This is a genomic window from Streptomyces sp. NPDC002574, from assembly GCF_042889545.1.
Classification (GTDB): domain Bacteria; phylum Actinomycetota; class Actinomycetes; order Streptomycetales; family Streptomycetaceae; genus Actinacidiphila.
Map to the genome: position 1 here is coordinate 481,179 of NZ_JBIARB010000007.1, position 21,896 is coordinate 503,074.

At 71.8% G+C, this 21,896-nt stretch carries 20 protein-coding genes; 11 read left to right on the plus strand and 9 right to left on the minus strand.

Annotated elements, in window-relative coordinates:
- Positions 1-65: 65 nt before the first annotated feature.
- From ACFYXS_RS19760 to ACFYXS_RS19775, 4 genes are all read left to right on the plus strand, one after another.
- A complete protein-coding gene (locus ACFYXS_RS19760; protein WP_389249735.1) occupies positions 66-1,142 on the plus strand; it encodes an AI-2E family transporter in 1,077 nt (358 codons plus the stop codon).
- A 110-nt stretch (positions 1,143-1,252) separates the two neighbouring features.
- Positions 1,253-3,082, plus strand: a complete 1,830-nt coding sequence (locus tag ACFYXS_RS19765; protein WP_389249737.1) for an acyl-CoA dehydrogenase — start codon at positions 1,253-1,255, stop codon at positions 3,080-3,082.
- A gap of 96 nt (positions 3,083-3,178) precedes the next feature.
- The gene (locus tag ACFYXS_RS19770) at positions 3,179-4,468 is read left to right on the plus strand and encodes a M18 family aminopeptidase (protein WP_389249739.1); all 1,290 of its coding nucleotides are present in this window, start codon (positions 3,179-3,181) and stop codon (positions 4,466-4,468) included.
- A gap of 87 nt (positions 4,469-4,555) precedes the next feature.
- Positions 4,556-4,777: a hypothetical protein gene (locus tag ACFYXS_RS19775; protein WP_389249741.1), complete on the plus strand. Its 222-nt coding sequence runs from the start codon at positions 4,556-4,558 to the stop codon at positions 4,775-4,777.
- A gap of 16 nt (positions 4,778-4,793) precedes the next feature.
- Here the strand turns inward: ACFYXS_RS19775 and ACFYXS_RS19780 are convergent, their stop codons facing one another.
- From ACFYXS_RS19780 to pdhA, 6 genes are all read right to left on the minus strand, one after another.
- On the minus strand, positions 4,794-6,593 hold the full coding sequence (locus tag ACFYXS_RS19780; protein WP_389249743.1) for an NHL domain-containing thioredoxin family protein: 1,800 nt from the start codon (positions 6,591-6,593) through the stop codon (positions 4,794-4,796).
- Positions 6,594-6,624: 31 nt separating this feature from the next.
- Positions 6,625-7,155, minus strand: a complete 531-nt coding sequence (locus ACFYXS_RS19785; protein ID WP_389249745.1) for a DUF4240 domain-containing protein — start codon at positions 7,153-7,155, stop codon at positions 6,625-6,627.
- A gap of 40 nt (positions 7,156-7,195) precedes the next feature.
- Positions 7,196-7,390: a hypothetical protein gene (locus ACFYXS_RS19790; protein WP_384280481.1), complete on the minus strand. Its 195-nt coding sequence runs from the start codon at positions 7,388-7,390 to the stop codon at positions 7,196-7,198.
- A 104-nt stretch (positions 7,391-7,494) separates the two neighbouring features.
- Positions 7,495-8,913, minus strand: coding sequence for a dihydrolipoamide acetyltransferase family protein (locus ACFYXS_RS19795; protein ID WP_389249890.1), 1,419 nt, complete (start codon positions 8,911-8,913; stop codon positions 7,495-7,497).
- 52 nt (positions 8,914-8,965) lie between these two features.
- The gene (locus ACFYXS_RS19800; protein WP_389249748.1) at positions 8,966-9,940 is read right to left on the minus strand and encodes an alpha-ketoacid dehydrogenase subunit beta; all 975 of its coding nucleotides are present in this window, start codon (positions 9,938-9,940) and stop codon (positions 8,966-8,968) included.
- Position 9,941: 1 nt separating this feature from the next.
- On the minus strand, positions 9,942-11,084 hold the full coding sequence (gene pdhA, locus ACFYXS_RS19805; protein WP_389249750.1) for a pyruvate dehydrogenase (acetyl-transferring) E1 component subunit alpha: 1,143 nt from the start codon (positions 11,082-11,084) through the stop codon (positions 9,942-9,944).
- A 309-nt stretch (positions 11,085-11,393) separates the two neighbouring features.
- Here pdhA and ACFYXS_RS19810 point away from each other — a divergent pair, with 309 nt between their 5' ends.
- The 3 genes from ACFYXS_RS19810 (at position 11,394) to ACFYXS_RS19820 (ending at position 14,161) form a co-directional block, all read left to right on the plus strand.
- A complete protein-coding gene (locus tag ACFYXS_RS19810) occupies positions 11,394-12,104 on the plus strand; it encodes a response regulator (RefSeq protein WP_389249752.1) in 711 nt (236 codons plus the stop codon).
- Positions 12,105-12,182: 78 nt separating this feature from the next.
- Complete coding sequence (locus tag ACFYXS_RS19815) at positions 12,183-12,857, plus strand: GntR family transcriptional regulator (RefSeq protein ID WP_389249754.1); 675 nt, start codon at positions 12,183-12,185, stop codon at positions 12,855-12,857.
- The gene (locus ACFYXS_RS19820; protein ID WP_389249756.1) at positions 12,857-14,161 is read left to right on the plus strand and encodes a nitrate/nitrite transporter; all 1,305 of its coding nucleotides are present in this window, start codon (positions 12,857-12,859) and stop codon (positions 14,159-14,161) included. Before ACFYXS_RS19815 ends, ACFYXS_RS19820 begins: the two co-directional genes overlap by 1 nt.
- 15 nt (positions 14,162-14,176) lie before the next feature.
- Here the strand turns inward: ACFYXS_RS19820 and ACFYXS_RS19825 are convergent, their stop codons facing one another.
- Positions 14,177-15,007 carry a maleylpyruvate isomerase family mycothiol-dependent enzyme gene (locus ACFYXS_RS19825; RefSeq protein ID WP_389249758.1) on the minus strand — a complete coding sequence of 277 codons (831 nt, stop codon included), beginning with the start codon at positions 15,005-15,007 and terminating at the stop codon, positions 14,177-14,179.
- A gap of 131 nt (positions 15,008-15,138) precedes the next feature.
- Between ACFYXS_RS19825 and ACFYXS_RS19830 the strand changes: the two genes are divergently transcribed.
- The 3 genes from ACFYXS_RS19830 (at position 15,139) to ACFYXS_RS19840 (ending at position 17,448) form a co-directional block, all read left to right on the plus strand.
- The gene (locus ACFYXS_RS19830; RefSeq protein ID WP_389249760.1) at positions 15,139-15,954 is read left to right on the plus strand and encodes a carbon-nitrogen family hydrolase; all 816 of its coding nucleotides are present in this window, start codon (positions 15,139-15,141) and stop codon (positions 15,952-15,954) included.
- 73 nt (positions 15,955-16,027) lie between these two features.
- Positions 16,028-16,399: a pyridoxamine 5'-phosphate oxidase family protein gene (locus tag ACFYXS_RS19835; RefSeq protein WP_319660071.1), complete on the plus strand. Its 372-nt coding sequence runs from the start codon at positions 16,028-16,030 to the stop codon at positions 16,397-16,399.
- Positions 16,393-17,448 carry a phosphotransferase gene (locus tag ACFYXS_RS19840; RefSeq protein ID WP_389249892.1) on the plus strand — a complete coding sequence of 352 codons (1,056 nt, stop codon included), beginning with the start codon at positions 16,393-16,395 and terminating at the stop codon, positions 17,446-17,448. The genes ACFYXS_RS19835 and ACFYXS_RS19840 overlap by 7 nt, the downstream gene beginning before the upstream one ends.
- Here ACFYXS_RS19840 and ACFYXS_RS19845 read toward each other — a convergent pair.
- The gene (locus ACFYXS_RS19845) at positions 17,438-19,075 is read right to left on the minus strand and encodes a protein kinase (protein WP_389249763.1); all 1,638 of its coding nucleotides are present in this window, start codon (positions 19,073-19,075) and stop codon (positions 17,438-17,440) included. The two genes, ACFYXS_RS19840 and ACFYXS_RS19845, sit on opposite strands and share 11 nt — an antisense overlap.
- Before the next feature lie 231 nt (positions 19,076-19,306).
- Here ACFYXS_RS19845 and ACFYXS_RS19850 point away from each other — a divergent pair, with 231 nt between their 5' ends.
- Positions 19,307-21,079, plus strand: coding sequence for a protein kinase (locus tag ACFYXS_RS19850; RefSeq protein WP_389249765.1), 1,773 nt, complete (start codon positions 19,307-19,309; stop codon positions 21,077-21,079).
- A gap of 153 nt (positions 21,080-21,232) precedes the next feature.
- Here ACFYXS_RS19850 and ACFYXS_RS19855 read toward each other — a convergent pair whose 3' ends face one another.
- The gene (locus ACFYXS_RS19855; protein WP_319660067.1) at positions 21,233-21,793 is read right to left on the minus strand and encodes a bacterial proteasome activator family protein; all 561 of its coding nucleotides are present in this window, start codon (positions 21,791-21,793) and stop codon (positions 21,233-21,235) included.
- Between the last annotated feature and the right edge of the window lie 103 nt (positions 21,794-21,896).

The following is a 21,896-nucleotide window of genomic DNA, read 5'->3' on the forward strand; positions in this document are numbered from 1 at the left end:
GCTCGGTGCCACCCGTTCGCCGTGCCCGGCATGCGGACATCGCGGGGCCGTGATCCGGTGGGCGGGTGGACGCGCCCCTCCTGCCGGCCGCCGCGCGTCGGACGGGCGCGTGGTGCGCCGTCGTGCTGCTCCTGGCCGGCGTGGGCGCGCTGGTGGTCTGGCTCGTCGTCACCTTCGCGGCGGTCGTGACGCCCGTCCTGCTGGCGCTGCTGGGCAGCGCCCTGCTGGGGCCGCTGTACCGCTGGCTGCAGAAGGTACGGGTGCAGCGGTCGCTGGCCGCGGCGCTGACGTGCCTGGCCCTTCTGGTGTTCGCCGCGGGCGCGATGTTCATCGTGGTGCAGAGCCTCATGCACTCCGGGGACCAGATCGTGGCCGCGCTGAAGAACGTCGCGCACAAGGTGATGCCGGAGCTGGGCGTGTCGGGCCCCACCTTGGACGACACCGTCGACAGCCTGAAGTCCTTCGTCACCAAGTACGGCGCCCGGGCCGCCTCCGGGGTGGTGTCCGGGATCAGCATCGTGGGCCAGATCATCGCGACCGCCATTCTGGCGCTGCTCCTGACCTTCTTCTTCCTGCGCGACGGCGGCCGCTTCCCCGTCCTGCTGCGCGAACTGGCCCCGCACGGCATCGGACCGCTCCTGGAGCGGATCGCCCACCGCGCCTTCGCCGCGGTGCAGGGCTTCATGCGGGGCACGACGCTGATCGCGCTGATCGACGCCGTGTGCATCACCGTCGGGCTGCTGATCCTGCGGGTGCCGGGGGCGGTCGGGCTCGGCGCGCTCGTCTTCGTGGGGGCGTACATCCCGTACCTGGGGGCGTTCATCTCCGGCGCGGTGGCGGTCCTGGTGGCGCTGGCGGACCGCGGATGGCTGGTGGCGCTGTGGGCGCTGGGCGTGGTGCTGGCCGTGCAGGTGCTGGAGGGGCACGTGCTGCAGCCGACGATCCAGAGCCGCACCGTCCACATGCACCCGGCGGTGGTGCTGCTGGCGATCACCGCGGGGGCGAGCCTGGCCGGCATCCTCGGGATGCTGCTGGCGGTGCCGATCGCGGCCGCGGCCTTTGGGGCGGTGGACGAACTCAGGCGCGGGGACGGGGGTGTTCCTCCAGAAGTCGAAGGGCCTGCGTCACATCCGGCCGGATAGGGGTTGTTTTTATTACCGACGGGTAGCATCATTACCGACTGGTAAGTGATAAAGCTGCGAGGACTGCGACTCCCACCCGCTGTCCGACCGATCCCGACGGAGCCGTCGCCATGGGCCACTACAAGTCAAACCTTCGCGACATCGAGTTCAACCTCTTCGAGGTCCTCGGGCGCGACAAGATCTACGGCACCGGCCCGTTCGCCGAGATGGACGTCGAGACCGCCAAGGACATCCTGGGTGAGATCACGCGCCTCGCGGAGAACGAGCTCGCCGACTCCTTCGCCGACGCCGACCGCAACCCGCCGGTCTTCGACCCCAAGACCAACACGGCGCCGGTCCCGGACACCTTCAAGAAGAGCTACAAGGCCTTCATGGCGGCCGAGTACTGGCGCCTGGGCCTGCCCGAGGAGATCGGCGGCACCACCGCCCCGCCGTCCCTGATCTGGTCGTACGCGGAGCTGGTCCTCGGCGCGAACCCGGCCGTGTGGATGTACTCCTCCGGCCCGGCCTTCGCCCGCATCCTCTTCGAGGAGGGCAACGAGGTCCAGAAGAAGATCGCCGCGATGGCCGTCGAGAAGACCTGGGGCTCCACCATGGTCCTCACCGAGCCGGACGCCGGCTCGGACGTCGGCGCCGGCCGCGCCAAGGCCGTCGAGCAGGAGGACGGCTCCTGGCACATCGAGGGCGTCAAGCGCTTCATCACTTCCGGTGAGCACGACATGGAGGAGAACATCCTCCACTACGTCCTCGCCCGCCCCGAGGGCCACGGCCCCGGCACCAAGGGCCTGTCCCTCTTCCTCGTCCCGAAGTACCTCTTCGACTTCGAGACCGGCGAGCTGGGCGAGCGCAACGGCGTCTACGCCACCAACGTCGAGCACAAGATGGGCCTGAAGGCCTCCAACACCTGCGAGATGACCTTCGGCGACAAGCACCCCGCCAAGGGCTGGCTGATCGGCGACAGGCACGACGGCATCCGCCAGATGTTCCGCATCATCGAGTTCGCCCGCATGATGGTCGGCACGAAGGCGATCTCCACGCTCTCCACCGGCTACCTGAACGCGCTGGAGTACGCCAAGGAGCGCGTGCAGGGCCCGGACCTGGCGCAGTTCATGGACAAGAGCGCCCCCAAGGTCACGATCACCCACCACCCCGACGTGCGCCGCTCGCTGCTGACGCAGAAGGCCTACGCCGAGGGCATGCGCGCCCTGGTGCTGTTCACCGCCTCCATCCAGGACGCGATCGCCGCGGCCGAGGTGACCGGCGAGGACACCAAGGAGCTGGAGGCGTTCAACGACCTGCTGCTGCCCATCGTCAAGGGCTACGGCTCCGAGAAGGGCTACGAGCAGCTCGCGCAGTCCCTGCAGATCTTCGGCGGCTCCGGCTTCCTGCAGGAGTACCCGATCGAGCAGTACATCCGCGACGCCAAGATCGACACCCTCTACGAGGGCACCACCGCGATCCAGGGCCAGGACTACTTCTTCCGGAAGATCGTCCGCAACCAGGGCGCGGCGCTGACCACCCTCTCCGAGGAGATCAAGAAGTTCCTCGCCGAGGGCACCGGCGGCGAGGAGCTGGCCACCGCCCGCGAGCACCTCGCCAAGGCCGCCGTGGACCTGGAGGCGATCGTCGGCAAGATGCTGACCGACCTCGCCGAGACCGAGAAGGACGTCAAGTCCATCTACAAGGTCGGCCTCAACACCACCCGCCTGCTGCTCGCCTCGGGCGACGTGGTCGTCGGCTACCTGCTGCTCAAGGGCGCGGCCGTCGCGCAGGCCAAGCTGGCCGCCGGCGCCTCCGCCAAGGACACCGCCTTCTACACCGGCAAGATCGCGGCGGCCCGGCACTTCGCCGCCGACGTCCTGCCGCAGGTCTCCGTGGCGCGCTCCGCCGCCGAGGGCGTGACCCTCGATGTGATGGAGCTGCCCGAAGAGGCCTTCTGATCACGGTTCGACCGGTTCCGGCCGGGACCGATTGCGGCTACGGCGGCCCGCTCCTGCGACGAGGAGCGGGCCGTCGCGCGTCCCTATCCTTGAACCATGAACCCTCAGCCCCACTTCGACCGCAGCCACACCGATGACCTCGCCGCCTTCCTCGCGGCCAGCCCGTCGCAGTACCACGCGGTCGCCAGTGCCGCCGAGCGTCTGGAGAAGGCGGGTTTCCGACAGGTCGCCGAGACCGAGGCCTGGAACGCCGAGGCGGGCGGCAAGTACGTGCTGAGGGGCGGCGCGATCATCGCCTGGTACGTGCCGGAGGGCGCGGGCCCCGCGACCCCCTTCCGGATCGTCGGCGCGCACACCGACTCCACCAACCTGCGCGTCAAGCCCCGCCCCGACTCCGGCTCCTTCGGATGGCGCCAGATCGCCGTGGAGATCTACGGCGGCGCCCTGCTCAACACCTGGCTCGACCGCGACCTGGGACTCTCCGGCCGCCTGGTGCTCCGCGACGGCAGCACGCCCCTGGTCCACATCGACCGGCCGCTGCTGCGGGTGCCGCAGCTGGCCGTCCACCTCGACCGCGGCGTCAACGAGAACGGGCTCAAGCTCGACAAGCAGCGGCACATGCAGCCGATCTGGGGCCTCGGCGAGGTCGACGAGGGCGCGCTGATGGCCTTCCTCGCGGAGGAGACCGGCGTCGCCGCCGCCGACGTCGTCGGGTGGGACCTGATGACGCACGACGTCCAGCCGCCCGCCTACCTCGGCCGCGACCGCGAGTTCCTGGCCGCCGGCCGACTGGACAACCTGCTCTCCGTGCACGCCGGCACCGCCGCCCTGGCCTCCGTCGCCGGGGCGACGCTGCCGTACATCCCCGTGCTGGCCGCCTTCGACCACGAGGAGACCGGCAGCGAGTCCGACACCGGCGCCGGCGGGCCGCTGCTCGGCAACGTCCTGGAGCGGTCCGTCTTCGCGCGCGGCGGCAGTTACGAGGACCGGGCACGGGCCTTCGCCGGCACGGTGTGCGTCTCCGCCGACACCGGCCACGCCGTGCACCCCAACTACACGGAGAAGCACGACCCGACGCACCGCCCGATGCCCAACGGCGGCGCCATCCTCAAGGTCAACGTCAGCCAGCGCTACGCCACCGACGGCACCGGCCGCGGCATCTTCGCCGCCGCCTGCGAGCGGGCCGGCGTGCCCTGGCAGTCCTTCGTCTCCAACAACGCCATGCCCTGCGGCACCACCATCGGCCCCATCACCGCCGCCCGGCACGGCATCACGACCGTGGACGTCGGCGTGCCGATCCTGTCGATGCACTCCGCCCGCGAACTGTGCGGCGCCGACGACCCGCACCTGCTGGCGAGCGCGCTCAAGGCGTTCCTGGAGGGCTGACCGCGGACACCGGTCATGAGATGTCCGCCTCCGGGTAGGCGAAGGTCTACCAGCCCCTAGGGCAAGAGCAGTTCGGAGGCGGACATCATGGGCATCGGCGGTTGCATCGCTCTCATCGCGGTGGGGGCCATCCTCACCTTCGCGACCGACTGGCACATGGCCGGGGTCAATCTGGACCTGGTCGGCCTCATCATGATGGCGGTCGGCGTCATCGGAGTGGCCGCGTACGTCAGCATCTTCAAGCGGCGCCGGGTCGTGGAGCCGATGCCGGTCGTCGAGGAGCGGGACCGCCACTACCCGCGCATCTGACCGGCATGACGGCGCCTCAGGCGTCCATGCCCGCCAGCACCAGGACCAGCCGGGTGTCCCCGTCACCGGTCAGGCGCACGGGGACACCCCAGTCCTGCTGGTGCACATGGCAGGCGGGGAACTCGTTGTCCGGGTCGTCGTCGCACGAGGCGGCCATCGCCGACACGTGCAGCACCCCTTCCGCCACCTCGGAGTCGAGCACGAGGTCCCGGAAGAGGTCGGTTCCCTTCCCCTCGCCCTCCAGCAGCAGTTCGGGCGGGGTCGAGCTCACCAGCAGCCGGGTCGAGGGACCGTAGCGCTGGTCCAGCTTCTGGCCGGCCGGCGCGGTGAAGACCACGTCCAGCCGCAGCGCCCCCGGCGCCACCTCCGTGGCGGGACGCTGCGTGCGGTGCGCCGCGGCCTCGACCCGCACGGCCTCCTCCGGCAGCCGCAGCCGCGTCAGGCGGTGCCGCGCCGACTCCACGACCACCACTTCGTCGCCGTCCAGCACGGCCCCGGAGGGCTCGCGCAGATCGGTCGCGAGCGTGGTCACCTCACCCGAGGCCGGGTCGAACCTTCGCAGGGCGTGGTTGTAGGTGTCGCTGACCGCGACCGAGCCGTCGGGCAGCGCGGTCACACCCAGCGGGTGCTGGAGCAGCGCCTGCTCGGCCGCGCCGTCGCGGTGGCCGAAGTCGAACAGGCCCGTGCCGACCGCGGTGCGCACCGCGTATCCGTCTCCGTCGCGTTCCACCCAGCGCAGCGCGCTGGTCTCGGAGTCGGCGACCCACAGCCGGTCCTCCGCCGCCGCGAGTCCGGACGGCTGCGCGAACCACGCCTCGTCCGCCGGGCCGTCCACCAGGCCCTCGTTGGTCGTGCCGGCCGCGACCCGCACGGTGCCGTCCTGCGGGTCGTACGTCCACAGCTGGTGGACGCCGGCCATCGCGATCCACACCTTGCCGTCCCACCAGGCCACGTCCCACGGCGAGGACAGGTCCACCTCAAGGGCCGGGCCCGACGTCGCCGACCCCTGCCACCACTGCCTGCCCGTCCCGGCGACCGTCGTCAGCGCGCCGCTGTCCGGGTCGAACGTGCGCAGCCGGTGGTTCACGGTGTCCGCGACCACCACGGTGCCGCCCGGCAGCAGCGCCAGGCCCTGCGGCTCGTTGAAGTCGCCCGGCTCCCCGATCCGCCGCACCACGGTCTCCGTGTCCGGGGCGACCTCCACCAGCTGGTGCCGCGTGGTGTCCGACACCAGCAGGTTGCCCGACGGCAGCCGCAGTGCCTTCCCCGGGAACCGCAGATGCGTCGCCACCGGCTCCGGCGGCACGTACGGGCCGTCCCCGCGCCGCAGCGTGCCCTTCGCCGCGTGCTCCTCCTCCAGCTCCGTGACCAGCGCCTCCAGCGCGTGCGCGTGGCCCTCACCGGAGTGCTGGGCGACGATGTATCCCTCGGGGTCGATCACGGTGAGCGTCGGCCAGGCCCGCACGGCGTACTGCTTCCACGTCGCGAGCTCGGGGTCGTCCAGCACGGGGTGGTGCACTCCGTACCGCTCCACGGCGTCCACGACCGCCTGGTGCTCCGCCTCGTGCACGAACTTCGGCGAGTGCACGCCGACGATCACCACGGTGTCGCGGTGCTTCTCCTCCAGCTCGCGCAGCTCGTCCAAGACGTGCAGGCAGTTGATGCAGCAGAACGTCCAAAAATCGAGAATGACGACGGATCCGCGCAGGTCGGAGAGGGTCAGCTGCTTTCCGCCGGTGTTCAGCCAGCCGCCCTTGCCGATCAGCTCGGGGGCACGGACACGGGCACGGCGGGAGGCGGGGGCGGCATCGTTCATGCTGCAAGGATGCCACCCGCGCAAAGGGTGGTCAGAGCGCGGCCAGGGCGGGCAGGTGGCGGGCCACCCGGGCCGTGTCGTCGAAGCCGAAGCGCCAGGCGGGGTCCAGGTCCGGGTAGCGGACGGTGAACGCGGCGGCGGGAAGCTCCTCGCCGGTCGCCGACAGGTGGGCGCCCCAGGCGATGCCGAGTACCGCCTCGCCGTCGAGGTCCGGGCCGGTGCCCGTGCACGCGGCGCGGACGGCGGGGAGGACGGCGAGGGAGTCGGGGTCGGCGACGGCGCGGTCGAAGACCTCGCGGCCCAGGGTGATCAGCCGGCCGCGGAAGTACGCGAAACCGTCGTCGGAGCAGCCGCCGTTGATCAGATGAGCGGCGGCCCACAGGGGCGCGCGGTAGGACGCCGCCATGAGGTCCCACAGGACCTGCTGGGCGGCGACGATGCGCTCCGGGGACTGCTCGGCGAGCAGCCCGCGGGCGCGGGCGGCGACCGCCTCGGAGTCCGCGGGGTCGGGGACCTGTTCGCGGGCGTCGTCGACGAGCTGCCAGAACTGTCGGATGTCCATACCGGCGGATTCTGCCGGAGGGGTCCGACAACGCGGCGGCTCAGGGTCGTAGGTCGCCCACGACGTCGGTGGTGGCGATGAGTCCGGAGTGGATGGTGGGGGCCAGGCTGGAGCTCGCGAGGCAGAAGCCGAGGAGCATGCAGAGCAAGGCGTGGGAGACCTTCAGCGACTTGGCGCGCAGGAGCACCAGCGTGAGGACTGCCAGCAGCAGGATCAGCGAGATGGATACCGCCATGGCCGTATGACGTCACAGATCCGGCCCGCGTGGGGCGCGACACGCGGGAAAAGGGCCCGGACGCACACACGTCCGGGCCCTTCTCGATGGTGTGACGGGGGTGATCAGGCCCAGGTCATCAGGCGCTTGGGGTACTCCAGGACCGCCGCGACGTCGGCGAGGACCTTGGAGCCGAGCTCGCCGTCCACCAGGCGGTGGTCGAAGGAGAGCGCGAGCGTGGTGACTTGGCGGGGCTTGACCTTGCCCTTGTGGACCCAGGGCATGTCCTTGACCGCGCCGAAGGCGAGGATCGCGGACTCCCCGGGGTTGAGGATGGGCGTGCCCGTGTCGATGCCGAAGACACCGACGTTGGTGATGGTGACCGTGCCGCCCTGCATGGCGGCGGGCGAGGTCTTGCCCTCACGCGCCGTGGCGACCAGTTCACCGAGGGAGGCGGCCAGTTCGGGCAGCGTCTTGGCCTGGGCGTCCTTGATGTTGGGGACGATCAGACCGCGCGGGGTGGCCGCGGCGATGCCGAGGTTGACGTATCCCTTGTGGACGATCTCCTGGTTCGCCTCGTCCCAGGCGGCGTTGATCTCCGGGTTGCGCCGGATCGCCACGAGCAGGGCCTTGGCGACGAGCAGGAGCGGGCCGACCTTGAGGCCGGTGAAGGCCGGGTCGGTCTTGAGCTCCTGGACCAGCCGCATGGTGCGGGTGATGTCGAAGGTGACGAACTCGGTCACGTGCGGCGCGGTAAAGGCGCTGGCCACCATCGCGGCGGCCGTGGCCTTGCGGACGCCCTTGATCGGGACGCGGGTCTCCAGGGGGGCGGTGCTCACCGCGGTCGCCGTGGAGGCCGCCTCGAAGGCCGCCGGGGCCGCGGCGGCCGGAACGGCCGCGGGTGCGGCCTGGACGGCCGGAGCGACCGCGTTCTGGACGTCCTCGCGGGTGATGGTGCCCTGCGGACCGGTCGGGGTGACCCCGGCGAGGTCCACGCCGAGGTCCTTGGCGAACTTGCGCACCGGCGGCTTGGCCAGCGGACGTGCCTCGGCCGGCGCGAACACCGTCGGAGCGGCGGGCGCCGGCGGAGCCGCGGGCACGGCCGGGGCTGCCGGGGCGTGTCCGTTGAGCTCGGCCTGGAGCGCGCCGGCGGCGGCACCCTGCGCCGGTACGGCGGCCTGCTTGCGCGGGCGGCGCTTGGTCGACGAGGCGGCGACGCCGTAACCGACCAGCACGGGCTGCCGCTTCTGCTCGGGCTCGGCGGCGGGGGCGGCGGCCTGCGCGGAGGCGGCCGCGGGGGCCGGTGCCTCCTCGGCCTCGCCCTGGCCGGTGTCCACGGAGATGATCACCGTGCCGACGTCGACCGTCTCCCCCTCGGGGAAGCGCAGTTCGTGCACGACCCCGTCGAAGGGGATCGGCAGCTCGACGGCGGCCTTGGCGGTCTCGACCTCGCAGACCACCTGACCGTCGGTGACCGTGTCGCCGGGCTTGACGTACCACTTGAGGATCTCCGCTTCCGTGAGTCCCTCGCCGACGTCCGGCATCTTGAACTCGCGGAAGCGCTGCGGTGCTGCCACTGTCGTCACAACCCTCTCCTCAGTACGCCAGTGCGCGGTCGACCGCGTCGAGTACGCGGTCCAGGCCCGGCAGGTACTCCTCCTCGACCCGGGCCGGGGGGTACGGCGTGTGGAACCCGCCGACCCGCAGCACGGGTGCCTCGAGGTGGTAGAAGCACCGTTCGGTGATCCTGGCCGCGATCTCCGCGCCGGTGCCCAGCTGCACCGGGGCCTCGTGCACGACGACCAGGCGGCGGGTCTTCTCGACCGAGGCCTGGATCGCGTCGAAGTCCATCGGCGACAGGGACCGGAGGTCGACCACCTCCAGGCTACGGCCCTCCTCGGCGGCCGCGGCCGCGGCCTCCAGGCAGACCTTCACCATGGGGCCGTAGGCGACCAGCGTGAGGTCGGTGCCCTCCAGGACGGTACGGGCCTTGTGCAGCGGCGCGGGGATGGACTCGGTGTCGACCTCGCCCTTGTCCCAGTAACGGCGCTTGGGCTCCTGGAAGATCACCGGGTCGTCGGAGTCGATCGCCTGCTGCAGCATCCAGTAGGCGTCCTGCGGGGTCGACGGGGTGACGACCTTGAGTCCTGCGGTGTGCGCGAAGTACGCCTCGGGCGACTCGCTGTGGTGCTCCACGGCGCCGATGCCGCCGCCGAAGGGGATGCGGATGACGACCGGCAGCTTGATCTTGCCCAGGGCGCGCGCGTGCATCTTGGCGAGCTGGGTGACGATCTGGTCGTACGCGGGGTAGACGAAGCCGTCGAACTGGATCTCCACGACCGGGCGGTAGCCGCGCAGGGCCAGGCCGATCGCGGTGCCGACGATGCCGGACTCGGCGAGCGGGGTGTCGATGACCCGCTCCTCGCCGAAGTCCTTCTGCAGGCCGTCGGTGATCCGGAAGACACCGCCGAGCTTGCCGATGTCCTCGCCCATGAGGACGACCTTGGGGTCGGTGTCCAGGGCCTTGCGCAGCGCCTCGTTGAGGGCCTTGGCGATGGTCATCGTTGCCATGTCAGTGGCCCTCCTCGAAGGCGGCGAGGTACTCGGCGAACTGGGCGCGCTCCTCGTCGACCAGCGCGTGTCCGTCGGCGTAGACGTTCTCGAAGATCGACATGGGGTCGGGGTCGGGCATGGCGCGCACGGCCTCGCGGACCCGCTTGCCCAGGGCGAGGCTCTCCTCCTCGATCCCGGCGAGGAACGCCTCGTCCGCGATGCCCTGCTTCTCCAGGTAGGCCCGCAGCCGCAGGATCGGGTCCTTGCTCTCCCACTGCTCGCGCTCCTCGTCGAGGCGGTAGCGGGTCGGGTCGTCCGAGGTGGTGTGGGCGCCCATGCGGTACGTGAAGGCCTCGACCAGCATCGGGCCCTGGCCGGAGCGGGCGTGCTCCAGGGCGGCGCGGGTGACCGCGAGGACCGCGAGGACGTCGTTGCCGTCCACCCGCACGCCCGGGAAGCCGTAGCCGGCGGCGCGCTGGTAGATCGGGACGCGGCTCTGCTTCTCGGTGGGCTCGGAGATCGCCCACTGGTTGTTCTGGCAGAAGAAGACCACGGGGGCGTTGTAGACGGCGGCGAAGGTGAAGGCCTCCGCGACGTCGCCCTGGCTGGAGGCACCGTCGCCGAAGTAGGCGATCACGGCCGAGTCCGCGCCGTCCTTGGCGACGCCCATGGCGTAGCCGGTGGCGTGCAGCGTCTGGGAGCCGATGACGATCGTGTACAGGTGGAAGTTGTTCTCGTTGGGGTCCCACCCGCCGTGGTTGACCCCGCGGAACATGCCCAGCAGATTGGCCGGGTCCACCCCGCGGCACCAGGCGACGCCGTGCTCGCGGTAGGTGGGGAAGACGTAGTCGTCCTGCCGGGTCGCCCGGCCCGAGCCGATCTGCGCGGCCTCCTGGCCGAGCAGCGAGGCCCACAGACCGAGCTCGCCCTGTCGCTGCAGGGACGTGGCCTCCGCGTCGAAGCGGCGGGTCAGGACCATGTCCCGGTACAGACCGCGCAGCTCTTCGGGGCTCAGGTCGATGGAGTACTCACTGTGCTCGACGCGATCGCCCTCGGGAGTCAGGAGCTGTACCAGCTCCGGCTCGGCCTCACGGCGCTTCGCGCCACCGCGGGTGCCCGTACGGGGCGTACGGGGCTTCGCGGCAGTGCTTTTCACGCTCACGCTTGCTCCTCCGTCTGTCCGGCCCCCGGGATCCGCCGGCGGCCAGTGCGGCTCCTACCGTCTCGTCGCGGCGCACGGGGTGTGTGCGGCACGGCCGAGCCGGGAGTATTGATGGACCCGGCAGGCAGCCCTGCGAAGTGAACGTTACCCACACCTCCCGCTTTCGCGCGAAGAGGGTTCTACCTGCGGTTTTGGTTGGATTTCCTAGTAAATGGACGTTCTCGCAGGCCACCGGGACAACGGCACGGTATCCCGCGGATCGAATCTGCGTAAGAGGTCGGCTGTGGTCGGGTGTGCAACGCTGAAGTTGTGCCCGAAAAGTCGACAATCGCGGTATTCCTGCTCGACGATCACGAAGTCGTCCGGCGGGGAGTGCACGAGCTGCTCTCCGCGGAGCCCGGCATCGAGGTCGTCGGCGAGGCCGGCACGGCCGCCGAGGCACTGGCGCGGCTGCCCGCGGTACGGCCCGACGTGGCGCTGCTGGACGTCCGGCTGCCGGACGGCAGCGGGGTCGAGGTGTGCCGGGAGGTCCGGTCCCGGCAGCCGGAGACCAAGTGCCTGATGCTCACGTCGTACGCGGACGACGAGGCGCTCTTCGACGCGATCATGGCCGGCGCGGCCGGCTACGTGCTCAAGGACATCCGCGCCAGCGACCTCGTGGGCGCCGTGCGGGACGTCGCCGCCGGCAGGTCGCTGCTGGATCCGGCCGCGACCGCCCGCGTGATGGAGCGACTGCGCGGGGGCGGCACCGAGCGGGCGGAGGACCGCCTGTCCGACCTCACCGACCAGGAGAAGCGCATTCTCGACCTGATCGGCGAGGGGCTCACCAACCGGCAGATAGGCGAGCGGCTGCATCTGGCCGAGAAGACGGTCAAGAACTACGTCTCCTCGCTGCTGGCCAAGCTCGGCATGCAGCGCCGCACCCAGGCCGCGGCCTACGTCGCCCGGCTGCACCCCGAGCGCCCGGAGCGTCCCGAGCGCCCGGAGGGCCCCGGCGCGTCGGGAACGGCCGGAACCTGACGGGTCACGGTCCGCACCCGTCCGTATCGCGGACGTGAGCTGCTGAGGCATACCTGTTGTATCTATGATGTGCGCATCATGAACCAGAGTCCCGTCGCGACCGCCGCCGCCGAGCCGGCCGCCAAGCAGCCGCCCGCCGCCGAGCGGGTCTACACCCACGTCAAGCGGGCCGTCCTGGACCGCAGCTACGAGGGCGGCACCCTCCTGAGCGAGGGCGAGCTCGCCGAGGCGGTGGGCGTGTCGCGGACCCCGGTGCGCGAGGCCCTGCTGCGCCTGGAGGCCGAGGGGCTGCTGAAGCTGTACCCGAAGAAGGGCGCGCTGGTGCTGCCGGTCTCCGCGCAGGAGATCGCCGACGTCGTGGAGACCCGGCTGCTGGTGGAACGGCACGCGGTGCTGAAGCTGGAGCCCGTCCCGGCGTGGCTGCTGTCCCGGCTGGAGGAGTTGCTGGAGGAGCAGCGCGGCCACGCGGCCGCCGGCGACCTGGCCGCCTTCGCCATGGTGGACCGGAGCTTTCACGCCGAGATCGTGCGCGCCGCGGGCAACCGCATCATGTCGCACCTGTACGACCAGTTGAGGGACCGTCAGCTGCGGATGGGGGTGGCGACCATGCACGCCGACCCCGGCCGCATCGCCAAGAACATCACCGAACACACCGAGATCCTCGACGCCTTGCGCGCCGGGGACGCGGGCGCGGCCGCCGCTCTGGTCGAACGCCACGTCAGCTGGGTGAACCATCTGGCCCGGGGGGAGTAATGGGATCGATCGGCACCACCACCGGTGAACCACCCGGTGGCGTCAGGGCGGTCGGGGTCTGGGGCATCGGCACCCTCGTCTACATGGTCGCGGTCGTGCACCGCACCAGCCTCGGCGTCGCCGGCATCGACGCCGCCGAGCGCTTCCACATAGGCGCGTCCGCGCTGTCCACGTTCTCGATCCTGCAGGTGCTGGTCTACGCCGGCATGCAGATACCCGTCGGCCTGATGGTCGACCGGCTCGGCACCAAGCGGGTGCTGACCATCGGCGTCGTGCTCTTCACCGCGGGCCAGCTCGGTTTCGCCCTGTCGCACTCGTACGGCATGGCGCTGAGCTCCCGTGCGGTGCTGGGCTGCGGCGACGCGATGACGTTCGTGAGTGTCCTGCGGCTGGGCTCGCGGTGGTTCCCGGCCCGCAGGGGGCCGATGATCGCGCAGGGCGCGGCGCTGTTCGGCGTCGCGGGCAACCTGCTCAGCACCGTGCTGCTGGCGCGGCTGCTGCACTCCGCGGGCTGGACGGCGACCTTCGTCGGCACGGCACTCGGCGGCGCGCTCGTGCTCGTCCTCGTCCTGCTCTTCATGAAGGACCACCCCGAGGGCTTCGAGCCCGCCCCCGCCGAGCACCACGGGCGCGGCTATGTGAAGCGGCAGATCGCCGCTGCCTGGCGGGAGCCGGGCACCCGGCTCGGGATGTGGACGCACTTCACCACGCAGTTCTCCGGCATGGTGTTCCTGCTGCTGTGGGGCCTGCCGTACCTGGTGCAGGCGCAGGGCCTGTCCCGCGAGGCGGCCGGCACCCTGCTGACCGTGGTCGTCGTGGCCAACATGGTCTTCGGGATGCTCTTCGGCCAGATCATCGGCCGTCACCACGGCGCCCGCATGCCGCTCACCCTGGGCGTCGTCGGCGCCACCGCCCTGATGTGGGCGGTGGTCCTGGCGTGGCCGGCCGAGCACGCCCCGCTGTGGCTGCTCACGCTGCTCTGCGTCGTCCTGGGGACCTGCGGGCCGGCGTCGATGATCGGCTTCGACTTCGCCCGCCCGGCCAACCCCCCGGAGCGTCTCGGCACGGCGTCCGGCATCGTGAACATCGGCGGCTTCACCGCCTCGATGGCCACGCTGCTGGCCATCGGCGTCCTGCTGGACGCGAGCGGCGGCGACTACCGGATCGCCTGGAGCAGCGTGTTCGTCCTCCAGGCGCTCGGCGTGGTCCAGATCCTGCGGCTGCGCGGCCGGGCCGCGCGGCTGGAACGGCAGCGGATCGCCGTCAGCCGCGTCGAGAGCGTCCACGTCCCGGCCGGGACCTGAACGCCCCCTCCCGGCTCACTGCGTGACCGCGATGTTGGCGAGGATCGCCTCGGCCAGCGCCTGGTCGCCCTCGATCTTCATCCGGTCCTCGACCGCCTTGGCCCGGGTGCGGCCGCAGGTCAGCCGGAGGAAGGTCTCCCAGTCCATGGTCATCGTGACCGCGGGACCAAGGGAGACGCTGCCGTCGATCGAGCCCTTGCCGTCGGCGCCGACCCGGACGGTGCGCATGAACTCCTGCTCGCCGTGGACGTCGAAGACGACCGCGGAACCGGCCGGGGCGGCCGCCCGCTCGGCGACGACCCGCGGCAGTTCGGCCAGGATCCAGTCACGGGCGTAGGCAGCGGCGGGGGAGTCCAGGTTGCCCGGCTCGCCCAGCGCGCGGCGCAGGTCCTGCTCGTGCACCCAGACGTCGAAGACCCGCCACTTCAGCAGCTCTTCGAGGGTCATCTCCTTGCCCATCGGACCGCGGACGGCGTCCTGCGGCCCGCGGGTCTCGTTCCGCAGCTGGCGGGCACGGCGGATGATCGTGTAGTCGAGCTCCCCGAACACCTCGGGCGGGGTGTGGTGGCGCCGCTTGTCGACCGGCACCTCCACGTAACGGGCGTACTCTGACGTCATGTGACGCAGATCGCTCGGCAGTGTGTGGATCGGGCGAGGATCGCCGAGCAGTTCGCATTCAAAACCGATCACATGTGACACAACGTCACGGACGGACCAGTAGGGGCACTCGGTCGGCCGGTTCCATGCGCCCGCCGGAACGGGGCGGACCAACTCGGCCATGGATTCTATGGAGTGGGTCCAGGCGTCGATGTACGGCTGGAGCTGGCTGTGGACGGTGCCGGTCACGGGACCCCTCGACGGTCGGTGCGCGGTCGTGGTGTGCGCCTTAAATTACGCTGCGCAGTGACACCACGGGAGTGCTTTCGTGTGACGATCGTAGGCCCGGCAGGATGTCCCGACTCATGGGCGGTGGTACGGTGCGCGTTTCCCTGATCCAGATCGACGTCGACCCGGCGGAACCGGTGCACGCCCGGCGCGAACGCGCCGCCGCGCTCGTCCGCGACCGGGCCGGCTCCGACGTGGTCGTGCTGCCCGAGCTCTGGCCGGTCGGCGCCTTCGCCGCCGACCTCTTCGAGGCCGAGGCCGAACCGCTCGACGGGCCCACCGCCGAGGTCATGAGCGCCGCCGCGCTCGACGCCGGCGTGTGGCTCCACGCGGGCTCCGTCGTCGAACGGGCCGCCGACGGCTCCCTGTACAACACCTCCCTGCTCTTCTCCCCGGACGGCGAGCTGCGGGCGAGCTACCGCAAGATCCACCGCTTCGGCTTCGACCGCGGCGAGGCCGTGCTCATGAGCGCCGGCGACCGGATCGTGACCGCCGAGGTCCAGGGTGTCGGCGTGGGCCTGGCCACCTGCTACGACCTGCGCTTCCCCGAGCAGTTCCGGCTGCTGGTCGACGCGGGCGCGGAACTCGTCCTCCTGCCCGCCGGCTGGCCCGCGCGGCGCCGCGAGCACTGGACCCTGCTCGCCCGGGCCCGGGCGATCGAGTCGCAGGCCTTCGTCCTGGCCTGCGGGACCGCCGGGACGCACGCGGGCGTCGAGCAGGCCGGACACAGCCTGGTCGTCGACCCCTGGGGCGCGGTCCTCGGCGAGGCGGGCGCCGGCGAGGAGGTCCTCACCGTCGATCTCGACCCCGGCCTCGTCGCCAAGACCCGCGCCGACTTCCCCGTGCTGCGGGACCGCGTGCTCGGCATTCCCGGCATCGCCGTTCCCCCGCCCGATTCCGACCGGTAAGGGACCATCGGCCCCGCAGCTGGGGGCGGAGTGCTCTGCGCCGACGGCCCACCGCCCCGGCAAGGTGGGAGCCATGGAGTTCGAGGAGGGGCACGCTGCGCTGGCGTTGCTGGAAAGGGTCCGGTACGGACGGCTGGCGCTGACCCGCCGGGCGCTGCCGTACATCGCCGTCGCACGGCACGTCGTCCACGACGGGGCCGTGCTCATCCGCACCCGTCGCGCCTGGGGCGTGGACGGCACCGTCGTCGCCTACCAGGCGGACGACGTGGAGGCCGGGTGGGCGGTGCAGTTCCTCGGGACGGCGCGGGCCTTCGAGCCCTCGGACGAACAGCGGGCACTTTTCGGCACAGAAACTCGAAACGATACAACCCCGTCACCGGGCTATGTGTACGTACGCCTCGACCCGCGAGTCCACCACCGAAATGATCTAGCATCTGCCTGGTGATCGGGAGTACGGCGACGGCGCCGCCCTCCGGCGGGACCCTGCACGCCCTGCTGCGCCGATACGCCGACGCCGGCGATCCGCTGTCCTGCGAACCCGTGGCCCAGGGCCTGCTCAACAAGGGCTTCCGGCTGGCCACCACCCGCGGCAGCTTCTTCCTCAAGCTGTACGTCGAACCCGCCACCGCCGACTCCGCGGTCATCGCCCGCCAGCACCGCGCCACCCAGCGGCTCGGCGCGCTCGGCCTGCCCGTCGCCCCGCCGCTGCCCGACTCCGACGGCCGCACCGTCGCCGAGCTCGACGGGCGCCGCTTCGCCCTCTACCCCTGGATCGAGGGCCGGCACCGCGACGGCAGCGAACTGACCACCGCCGAGTCCCGGCAGCTGGGTGCCCTGCTCGGCCTCGTCCACACCCTGCTCGCACAGGTGCAGCCCGCCCCCGGCGAGGAACCCGGCCGCCCGGTGGGCGGCCACGCCGGCGCCGATCCGCAGGACACCTACGCCCTCATCCGGACGCTGCTGCGGCGGGTGCGCGACCAGGCGCCGCGCGAGGCCTTCGACGAACTCGCCGAGTACCGGCTGGTGGAGCGGCGCGCGCTGCTCGACCGGCACGCCCACCGGCGTCCGCCGGAACCCGACGCGGCCGAACCCGTCACCGGCTGGGTGCACGGCGACTTCCACCCGCTGAACCTGCTCTACCGCGAGGACGAGCCCGTCGCCATCGTCGACTGGGACCGCCTCGGCGTGCAGCCGCGCGCGGAGGAGGCCGTACGCGCCGCCGCCATCTTCTTCGTGACGCCCGGCGGCACCCTGGAACTGGACAAGATCCGCGCCTACGCGCGCGCCTACCGCCGCGCCGCCGACGTCCCGGAGGCCGAACTCGCCGCCGCCGTGCACCGCGTGTGGTGGGAACGGCTCAACGACTTCTGGATGCTGAGCTGGCGCTACCTGCGCGACGACCGCCGCGCCGACCCGCTCTTCCCGGCCTCGTCCGCCCTGGTCGTCTGGTGGACCGGGGCGTACGAGGCCGTCATGGACGCCTTCACGGAGTGACGCCGCCCGCGCCGTCGGCGCCCGCGGCGGTGTCGCCCCCGTCGCCACCCGAACCGCCGGCGCCGCCGTTGCCCGCGGTACCGCCGTTGCCCGCGGTCTCCCCGTTGCCGCCCTCGCTGGTGTCACCCGAAGTCGGCGCGCTGGGGGTCGTGCTGGGCGGCGCGGAGGTGGCCGGGGTGGTCGGCGCGGTCGTGGTCGGCTGGCTCGGCGAGGGGGTCCACGAGGGCGTGGAGGACAGGGACGGCGTCGAACTGCTCGACGGCTCACCGGAGATCGTGCCCGTGGTGTCCCGCGTGCTGCCCTGCGTGGGCTCCCCGTTCGGCTCCGAGGACTGCTTCGTGGTCTGCGACTGCGTCGGCGTCACCTGGTCGGCCGGGGGCTTGTGGCCGTCACCGGAGTGGGAGACCGCGAACCAGACGCCGAGCGCGACCGCGAGCGCGGCCGCGATCACGAACAGGGCGGGTTTCACCCAGCGGTTGCCGTCGCCCCCGGGCGGACGCGGGTCGCCGTAGCCATGGTCACCGTGCCCCGCGCCGTCGCCCCCGGGCGGACCGAGCAGCAGCGGGGCCTGGAACTCGGCGGTGGTGTGCTCCGGGTGCGGCTGCGCGTACTGGCCCGGCAGGCCCATCGCCGCCGTGGAACCCCCGTTGTGCACCGGCACGAAACCGGTGTCCCAGGTGCCCGTGTGGCCACCGCGCTCGTGCAGCATGCCCAGCGCGTACTGGACGACGCCGCGCATCTCCTCGGCCGTCTGGAAACGGTCGTCGGGGTGCTTGGCCAGCGCGTGCAGCACCAGGCCGTCCAGCTCCGGCGGCACGCGGTCGCTGGCCTGCGACGGCGGGCGCGCCTCGTCCTGCACGTGCTGGTAGACCACCGACAGCGGGGTCTCACCGGTGAACGGCGGCCGCAGCGCGAGGAGTTCGTACAGCAGGCAGCCCGTCGCGTACAGGTCGGAGCGCGCGTCGACGGTCTTGCCGAGTGCCTGCTCCGGCGACAGGTACTGCGGGGTGCCCATCACCATGCCGGTCTGCGTCATCGTGGTGGAGGCGCCGTGCAGCGCCCGCGCGATGCCGAAGTCCATCACCTTCACCGCGCCGGTGCTGGTGATGATGACGTTCGCGGGCTTGATGTCCCGGTGCACGATGCCGTGCGCGTGGCTGTAGGCCAGCGCCTCCAGCACGCCCGAGACGATGATCAGGGCCTGGTCCACCGGCGGCGGCTCGTCCGAGCCGACCAGCAGGTCGCGGATGGTCTTGCCCTCGACCAGCTCCATGACGATGTACGGGACGGTGCCGTTCGGCGTGACGTCCTCGCCGGTGTCGTAGACCGCCACCACCGCGTGGTGGTTGAGCCCCGCGACGGACTGCGCCTCGCGCGTGAAGCGGGCCTTGGAGACCGGGTCCTCCGCCAGGTCCGAGCGCAGCAGCTTCACCGCCACCGTCCGCCCGAGCCGTACGTCCTCGGCGGCGAAGACCTCCGCCATGCCGCCGCGGCCCAGCCGTCCGGTCAGCCGGTAACGGCCGTCACCCACCAGCCCCGAGGCGCCCCAGTGCTCCGGTGAGTCGGGCACACCCGCACCACCGGCAGAGGGCTCGTCGGTGCCGCCGGCGGCCGTCGTCTGTGCCATCAGTCCTCGCCGTCGATCGTCGCCGTACAGGGTCCTCCGGCGCACCACGCTACCGCGTTCCGCGGCGGTCGTGTGGCTGAGCCACTTGTGAAGGGATTCATACGCATCCGGTGACGAACAGGTCAACGAACTTGACCTGAGTAGGGGGTCGGGCAGACTGGGCGGTCAGGGTCGGGACACGCCTTTGTGCGCCTGGTGCGCTCGGGGGGACGTTCAAGGGGACGGGTACGTATGGGCGGGGACGGCGCGCAGGGCACGCATGCGGGGCGTTCGGTCGGCGGTGGCCGCTACGTGCTGCGCGACCTGCTGGGACAGGGGGGCATGGCCTCGGTCCACCTGGCCCATGACACCGTGCTCGACCGGCCCGTGGCCGTCAAGACCCTGCACACCGACCTCGGGCGCGAGCAGTCCTTCCGCGAGCGGTTCCGGCGCGAGGCGCAGGCCGTCGCGAAGCTCAACCACCCCAACATCGTCTCGGTCTTCGACTCCGGCGAGGACACCGTCGACGGCGCCGTCGTGCCGTACATCGTCATGGAGTACGTCGAGGGGAAGCCGCTGCGCACGGTGCTCGACGAGGACATCGCGCAGTTCGGCGCGATGCCGACGGAGAAGGCCCTGAGGATCGTCTCCGACGTGCTGGCGGCGCTCTCGGAGAGCCACGGCGTGGGCCTGGTCCACCGCGACATCAAACCGGGCAACGTGATGCTGACCCGCCGCGGCGTCGTCAAGGTGATGGACTTCGGCATCGCCCGCGCGATGCAGTCCGGCGTCACGTCGATGACGCAGACCGGCATGGTGGTCGGCACCCCGCAGTACCTGTCCCCCGAGCAGGCGCTGGGCCGGGGCGTGGACGAGCGCTCCGACCTGTACTCGGTGGGCTGCATGCTCTTCGAGCTGCTCACCGGGCGGCTGCCCTTCGACGGCGACTCCCCGCTGTCCATCGCCTACCAGCACGTCCAGGAGATGCCGCCGGCCCCCTCAGGGCTCAACCGGGTGGTGACGCCCGGCGTGGACGCGCTCGTCGCCCGCGCCCTGCGGAAGAACCCGGCCGAGCGCTTCCCGACCGCCGACGCGATGAAGGACGAGACGGACCGCGTGGCCGCGCCCGAGCGGGGCGCCGGCACGACGCCGCTGATCATCGGCGAGGGCCCGCGGGCCCGCGGCCGCGGCGAGGCGGTCGCGCAGGCGGTCTTCCCGCCGGTCCGGGGCGATCTGCGGACCCCGCAACCGCCGGTGCAGCAGCCGTACCCGCAGCATCCGTCGCACCAGTCCCACCAGTCGCAGACGCCGCCGGCGCCGTACCGGGCGCCTCAGCACGCCCCGCTCCAGAACGGCTGGGGGCAGGCCGCGCAGACCCCGCCGCCGCCGTCCCGGCCCGCGTACGGATACCCGCAGAACGGCGGGCAGCCGCACCCCGCCCAGCACTCCACCACCCCGTACACGCTGCAGCCGAACCAGCCCTCCGGGGGCGGCAGACGGGGCGGCGGCGGCGGGTCGACCGCCGTCGTCGCGATCGGCGCCACGGTCGCGGTCATCGCGATCGTCGTCGTCGTGGCCATCGTCATCTCGCTCAACAAGGACCACGGCACCGGCACCAACACCGGCGCGGACGGCCGCACGCCGACGAACAGCTCACGGGCGAGCGCCCCCGCGACCGACCGGTCCACCGAGCAGACCCCCTCCCGGCCCACCGGCGACGACAACCAGCCCGCGCCGGGCGTCAGCCAGGCCGACCAGAGCCGGACCATCGACGCCGCGCGCTGCACCGAGGCCACCAAGAACTACCAGGACGACAACTCGGTGATCATGCCGGACTTCTTCACCAAGTACGTGGACTCGGTGAAGGCCTGCATGACGGAGGCGGGCTGGAAGTACCAGGTCAAGTACCGCAACGAGCAGGTCTACGGCAAGGGCGCGGTCATCGACCAGCTGCCGCGGCGCTACGACCCGCTCAGGGCCGGGGACACCATCACCATCTGGGTCTCCACCGGCGAGAGCGGCTGAGCCGGGCGCCCACGGGCGACGCACTCGGGCACGGGCACACCCGACCGCGCGGCGGGAGGGCCGCTTCCGGCCCCCGCCGCTCTGTACCTACGAGTACGGAGGTGGGTCCGGCCGGCACCGCGCGAACGACCGCCCGCGCACCGGCCGCGCTCCCTACAGGTACGGACCCGAGCGGGCGCCGCCCGGCAGGTGCCCGTCCTCGTCGCCCTCGTGCACGGCACCGGGCGGCAGCGCGCGGCGCATCTGCTCCAGCTGCGCGCGGGCCGCCATCTGCTGCGCGAACAGCGCCGTCTGGATCCCGTGGAAGAGGCCCTCCAGCCAGCCCACCAGCTGCGCCTGCGCGATCCGCAGCTCGGCGTCGCTCGGGACGCCGTCCTCGGCGAAGGGCAGCGACAGCCGCTCCAGCTCCTCGACCAGCTCGGGGGCCAGCCCCGCCTCCAGCTCCTTGACGGAGCTGTGGTGGATCTCCTTCAGGCGGGCCCGGCTGGCCTCGTCCAGCGGCGCCGCCTTGACCTCCTCCAGAAGCTGCTTGATCATGCTGCCGATCCGCATGACCTTCGCGGGCTGTTCGACCATCTCCGTCACGGGGACCTCGCGCTGCTCGTCGCCTTCTCCGGCGCGTCCGGCGTGTCCGCCGCCGAGGGCCATCCCGTCCGGGCCGACGACCAGGACCTGCGGGCTCTCCTGCGACCGTTCGTTCATCGGCATCTCCATGCCGCCATTGTCGCGCACCGGCGCTTGCGAAGGTTTTCTGCCCCCTGAAAGCACCCGTTACCCGCACCGGACCTCGCGAAGCCCGACCGAACCCGCCCCCGCG

Excerpts from the sequence above, each read along its gene's own strand:
- ACFYXS_RS19785 (WP_389249745.1), bottom strand. The coding sequence starts at position 7,155 with ATGGACATCCGACAGTTCTGGCAGCTCGTCGACGACGCCCGCGAACAG.
- ACFYXS_RS19850 (WP_389249765.1), top strand. The coding sequence starts at position 19,307 with ATGGGCGGGGACGGCGCGCAGGGCACGCATGCGGGGCGTTCGGTCGGC.
- ACFYXS_RS19780 (WP_389249743.1), bottom strand. The coding sequence starts at position 6,593 with ATGAACGATGCCGCCCCCGCCTCCCGCCGTGCCCGTGTCCGTGCCCCC.
- ACFYXS_RS19775 (WP_389249741.1), top strand. The coding sequence starts at position 4,556 with ATGGGCATCGGCGGTTGCATCGCTCTCATCGCGGTGGGGGCCATCCTC.
- ACFYXS_RS19835 (WP_319660071.1), top strand. The coding sequence starts at position 16,028 with ATGGAGTTCGAGGAGGGGCACGCTGCGCTGGCGTTGCTGGAAAGGGTC.
- ACFYXS_RS19820 (WP_389249756.1), top strand. The coding sequence starts at position 12,857 with ATGGGATCGATCGGCACCACCACCGGTGAACCACCCGGTGGCGTCAGG.
- ACFYXS_RS19795 (WP_389249890.1), bottom strand. The coding sequence starts at position 8,913 with ATGCCGGACGTCGGCGAGGGACTCACGGAAGCGGAGATCCTCAAGTGG.
- ACFYXS_RS19765 (WP_389249737.1), top strand. The coding sequence starts at position 1,253 with ATGGGCCACTACAAGTCAAACCTTCGCGACATCGAGTTCAACCTCTTC.
- ACFYXS_RS19845 (WP_389249763.1), bottom strand. The coding sequence starts at position 19,075 with ATGGCACAGACGACGGCCGCCGGCGGCACCGACGAGCCCTCTGCCGGT.
- ACFYXS_RS19790 (WP_384280481.1), bottom strand. The coding sequence starts at position 7,390 with ATGGCGGTATCCATCTCGCTGATCCTGCTGCTGGCAGTCCTCACGCTG.
- ACFYXS_RS19815 (WP_389249754.1), top strand. The coding sequence starts at position 12,183 with ATGAACCAGAGTCCCGTCGCGACCGCCGCCGCCGAGCCGGCCGCCAAG.
- ACFYXS_RS19800 (WP_389249748.1), bottom strand. The coding sequence starts at position 9,940 with ATGGCAACGATGACCATCGCCAAGGCCCTCAACGAGGCGCTGCGCAAG.
- ACFYXS_RS19770 (WP_389249739.1), top strand. The coding sequence starts at position 3,179 with ATGAACCCTCAGCCCCACTTCGACCGCAGCCACACCGATGACCTCGCC.
- ACFYXS_RS19855 (WP_319660067.1), bottom strand. The coding sequence starts at position 21,793 with ATGGAGATGCCGATGAACGAACGGTCGCAGGAGAGCCCGCAGGTCCTG.